Annotated in this window: 5 protein-coding genes and 1 pseudogene; 2 read left to right on the plus strand and 4 right to left on the minus strand. The window is 54.4% G+C overall.

Annotation, left to right across the window (positions count from 1 at the left end; all coding sequences use genetic code 11):
• Positions 1-1,022: pyridoxal phosphate-dependent aminotransferase (locus tag ACOSYY_RS10485; protein WP_421662288.1), on the plus strand; the 1,022-nt coding region annotated here is incomplete at its 5' end.
• Between the two features lie 57 nt (positions 1,023-1,079).
• Positions 1,080-1,220 (plus strand): annotated as a pseudogene (locus tag ACOSYY_RS10490) (FmdB family zinc ribbon protein); the annotation flags it as partial.
• Between the two features lie 26 nt (positions 1,221-1,246).
• On the opposite strand, the gene ACOSYY_RS10495 reads toward ACOSYY_RS10490, so the two are convergent.
• From ACOSYY_RS10495 to purH, 4 genes are all read right to left on the minus strand, one after another.
• The gene (locus ACOSYY_RS10495) at positions 1,247-1,429 is read right to left on the minus strand and encodes a hypothetical protein (RefSeq protein ID WP_421662292.1); all 183 of its coding nucleotides are present in this window, start codon (positions 1,427-1,429) and stop codon (positions 1,247-1,249) included.
• Positions 1,430-1,486: 57 nt separating this feature from the next.
• A complete protein-coding gene (locus ACOSYY_RS10500; RefSeq protein WP_421662289.1) occupies positions 1,487-1,930 on the minus strand; it encodes a hypothetical protein in 444 nt (147 codons plus the stop codon).
• A gap of 214 nt (positions 1,931-2,144) precedes the next feature.
• Positions 2,145-3,419 carry a phosphoribosylamine--glycine ligase gene (gene purD, locus ACOSYY_RS10505; protein ID WP_421662290.1) on the minus strand — a complete coding sequence of 425 codons (1,275 nt, stop codon included), beginning with the start codon at positions 3,417-3,419 and terminating at the stop codon, positions 2,145-2,147.
• A 144-nt stretch (positions 3,420-3,563) separates the two neighbouring features.
• Positions 3,564-4,518: bifunctional phosphoribosylaminoimidazolecarboxamide formyltransferase/IMP cyclohydrolase (gene purH / locus ACOSYY_RS10510; RefSeq protein WP_421662291.1), on the minus strand; the 955-nt coding region annotated here is incomplete at its 5' end.

The raw sequence follows: 4,518 nt of genomic DNA on the forward strand, positions 1-4,518 counted from the left end.
AAGGGTTTACCAAATACACACCGTCGTCCGGGATCGATGCATTGCGCGGAGCGATTGCCGACAAGCTCCAGGCTGAACTAGGAGTTCGGTATGAAAAGTCCCAAATCCTCGTCTCCTGCGGGGCCAAGCACTCGCTCTACAATTTGGCGGAAGCGTTACTCGAATCAGGTGACGAGATCATCATTCCGGTCCCCTACTGGGTTTCCTATTCGGATCAGGCCCTTCTGAACGATGCGACGCCGATTCTATTGCCGACCAAGGAGGAAGAAGGTTACGCGGTCCATGCAACGGAGTTGGAACGACTCATTACACCGAGAACCAAAGCCATCATCGTGAATAGCCCGTGCAACCCGACAGGTGCGACCTATGATCGGACGACGCTGGAACAGATTGCCTCCGTAGCAGTCCGGCACGATCTCCTTGTCATTTCGGATGAGATTTATGAAAAGGTACTGTACGATGGGGCCACGCACATCAGCATTGCCTCGTTGGGATCGGAGATCGCTGCACGAACGGTCATCATCAACGGCGTATCAAAGTCGTATGCCATGACAGGGTGGCGAATCGGATACGCGGCCGGTCCAAAAGATCTGCTGACGGCGATGGGCAATATCCAGAGCCAGAGTACGTCGAATCCCTGTTCGATCTCGCAGAAGGCGGCAGTCGCTGCGTTGCGTCTTGGGGAATCCTTCACTCGCCAAATGGTGGAAGAATTTTCTCGTCGCCGAATCGCCATTGTGGAAGGATTAAACAAAATTCCTGGCGTGTCATGCCGAATGCCCACCGGAGCCTTCTATGCGTTTCCCAATATCAAAGGTGTCTTGGGAAAACGTAGCCTCTCGGGTGTACTGAAGACGCCGAATGACGTAGCGCAATATCTCTTGCGTGAAGCCCAAACTGCGGTCGTCCCGGGTGAACCCTTTGGCAGCTCGGAGCATCTCAGGCTGTCTTATGCCACCAGCATGACGAATATCACCCGAGGACTCGAGCGACTGGAACAAGCGTTCGCAAAGTTAGAGTAAGGAATGATTGGTTCATCTAGTTCACCGGCAAGGTAAAAGATAAGAGGGAGGAAAGCGGTGCCGATCTACGAATATCAGTGTGACAGCTGTTCGTATCGTTTTGAAGTGAAGCAAAGCATCAAAGATGATCCGATCTCGGCATGTGAGCGGTGTGGGAAAGCGGTCAGACGGCTGATTTCATCGCCTGGTATCATGTTTAAGGGAAGTGGATGGTACGTCACCGACTATTCCGATAAACTGAAACCCCCATCCGGCGCGAGCGGTGAGGCCGGTGGAACGAGTACTGGAGAAAAGGGAGAAAAAAAGGAGTCAACCGCTCCCGCTACAACCAGCGCAGCCTCTCCAGCTCCGGCATCGACGCCTGCAGCAACGCCAACCAGTTCATCGACGAGCACACCGAGTACCACACCGTCCTCTTCTTCAAAATAAGATCAATGGGTACCGTATCGGCGCCTGTTTCTTGCTCACCGATGCCTTGCGGTGTTTTTGGAAGTCGGTTTCGCGGCGGCCTTCATGGCTGGTTTTACCGATGTTTTATGAGACGGTGCCTTGGGAGTCATCCCTTTCAATGCCCTGGCGCGTGCCGCATCCAACTGATTTTGGAGGCTGGTGAGCATTCCTGTTTTTTCTCGGTTGATGCGGGTCAGTTGATCGACATGCCCCTCTAGCTCCTGTTTGGTCCTGGACAAGTCGGTAACCTGAGCCTGAAGCTGAGTTTTTTCTATGGTCAGGGTTTGGGCCTCAGATCGCAATTGTTCGATTTCAGCTTGCAAGGCTGGAGGCCAGTAATCACATCCCACAAGGCCAAGCAGGAAGCTGAAACCAACTCCCATATTGATTAACTGCATCGGATTGCGTTTCATGACCTCCCCTTTCATCAGACACAATAGTTCCACACCGGTATTCATGTAGGCGTTCCTGTGTCTCTCTCATGGTGTGTATTGACCGTCGTGGGAAGGTATTTTAACAGATTGCGTGAATCGGCTAAGAAGAAGATCGGCCCCGGCCGTTCGGGCCTAGGCCGACTTTGGTAAATAGATCTATGTCGGCAGTGTGCACGAGTTCTTGGATGCAATCGACGTAATTGCTGAATGGATCGTTCGAGGATAGGACTGTCCCGATTTATGCCTTGAGCGCCCGGTAAGCAATATCCGTCCGGAAGTGACATCCTTCAAAGGAAATCGTCTTCACGGCTCGATAGGCTTCGCGTTGCGCCTCGGATAACGTGCGCCCTCGACCGAGAACGCCGAGGACACGGCCTCCGGCTGTCACGATCGCATTCCCCTTCTGGGCTGTTCCCGCATGAAAGACCATCGAGGAGTCCGATGAAATGGCCGTCGAGGGAAGCCCGAAGAGTGGCATCCCTGTTTGATAAGGACCAGGGTAGCCTTCCGATGCCATCACCACACAGATCGCAGCGTCTCGATGCCATTCAATGGGAAGCTGATCAAGCCGATGCTCGACGACCGATTCGATGACGTCGAGAAAATCGGTCTTGAGCAAAGGCAGCACCACTTGTGTTTCAGGATCCCCCATGCGAGCATTGAATTCGAGCACGTACGGCGTCCCATCCACCACCATCAATCCGGCGTAGAGCACGCCTTGGAATGGCGACCCAAGCCGGGCCATGGCATCCACCATCGGCTGTAAGACCTCACGACAAACTTGATCCTGCATCTCAGCTGTTCCCGACGGTGCCGGACAATAGGCACCCATCCCTCCGGTATTCAGGCCCATATCGCCGTCATCGACCCGCTTATGATCTTGCGCCGGCGGCATCGGCACCACGGTCTTGCCGTCGGTAAACGCCATGATCGTCAGTTCCTCCCCGTCGAGGAACTGCTCAATCAAGACCTGTTTGCCGGCTTGACCGAACACGGCCTTTTCCATCGAATCCACGATTGCCTGTTTCGCCTGGTCACGAGTGGTTGCAATGATGACGCCTTTTCCTTGAGCCAACCCGTCTGCTTTGATCACGATCGGTAACTCCTGCCGCTCGACATAGGCGAGTGCGTCCGCCATCTTTTCGAAACTTTGGGCTTGGGCCGTTCGGATCTTCGCTCGTGCCATTATCTCCTTCGAGAAGATCTTGCTGGATTCCAAACGAGCAGCATTCCTGGTCGGCCCAAACACTCTGAGCCGAGCTTTGCGGAATTCGTCAACAATGCCCAGCGCGAGAGGAGCTTCAGGCCCGACCACCGTCACATCAATCTTTTCCTGAAGCGCGAAGTTTTTTAGGCCGCCAACGTCGTCCGACTTCATCGGGATGCATGTCGCCAGTGAAGCAATACCCGCATTGCCAGGAGCACAATACAGTATGGGCTTGCGCGGACTCTGCGCGAGCTTCCACACCATCGCATGCTCACGTCCTCCGCTGCCGACCACAAGGACTTTCACGGGTCTACCTTTCGCGAGTGGTACCGTCTGGTAGGGGAAATTTTCGATGGTGTCGCAAGAGAACAAGTGAGGTTCAGGTCAAGGCTGAGCGTGAAACAAATCCCAAGGCTCTTGGGCTTAACCTCGACCTCAGCCTTCCCGGGACTAATGTCTAAAATGGCGCATGCCGGTAAGAATCATCGCCATCCCATGTTCATCCGCGGCTTTAACGACTTCTGCATCTCGGATCGATCCGCCGGGCTGAATGACGGCCGTAATACCGACTTCGGCGGCGGCATCGAGGCCATCGCGGAACGGAAAGAAGGCGTCCGAAGCCATGACACAACCTTTGACCGGCATTTGCGCTTTCATGGCCGCCAACTTCACGGAATCCACACGGCTCATCTGTCCTGCCCCAATGCCCACGGTCTGGCCCGGCTTGGCATAGATGATGGCGTTGGACTTGACGTGTTTGCAGACTTTCCACGCAAACGCGCAAGCGGCATATTCTTCATCCGTCGGTTTACGGATGGTCGGCACGGCAAGCGTCCGAAGATCCGATAAGACACCGAGATCGCGATCCTGCACAATGAGCCCGCCGACAAGTTTCTTCAGATCGAACCCTTCCTGCTTCACCTTCGTCAAGGGACCCACGTCCAATAACCGCAGATCCTTTTTCCGTTTCAATTCGGCCAATGCATCTTCAGCAAATCCCGGAGCAATCACAACCTCGACAAACGTGGACGTGATTTCCTTGGCAGCCGCCATATCCACCGGTCGGTTGAAGGCGATCACCCCTCCGAAGGCCGATATGGGATCCGTCTCTCTTGCCTTGACGTACGCCTCCACCGGCGTTTCACCGAGTGCCGCGCCACAGGGATTGTTGTGCTTGATGATCGCGACGGCCGTCCCTTCATATTCCTTCACCAACTCGAGCGCGGAATTCGAATCGAGAAAATTATTGTAGGACATCGCCTTGCCATGCAAGATCTTCCCGCGAGAAACGGATGGTTCCTTGCTGTCCAATTCTCGATAGAACGCGCCTTGCTGGTGAGGATTTTCTCCGTAGCGGAGGGGCTCGGCCAACTCAAACTGAAGCGACAATATTTTCGGAAACTTG

The sequence above is a fragment of the Nitrospira sp. BLG_2 genome, from assembly GCF_049222245.1.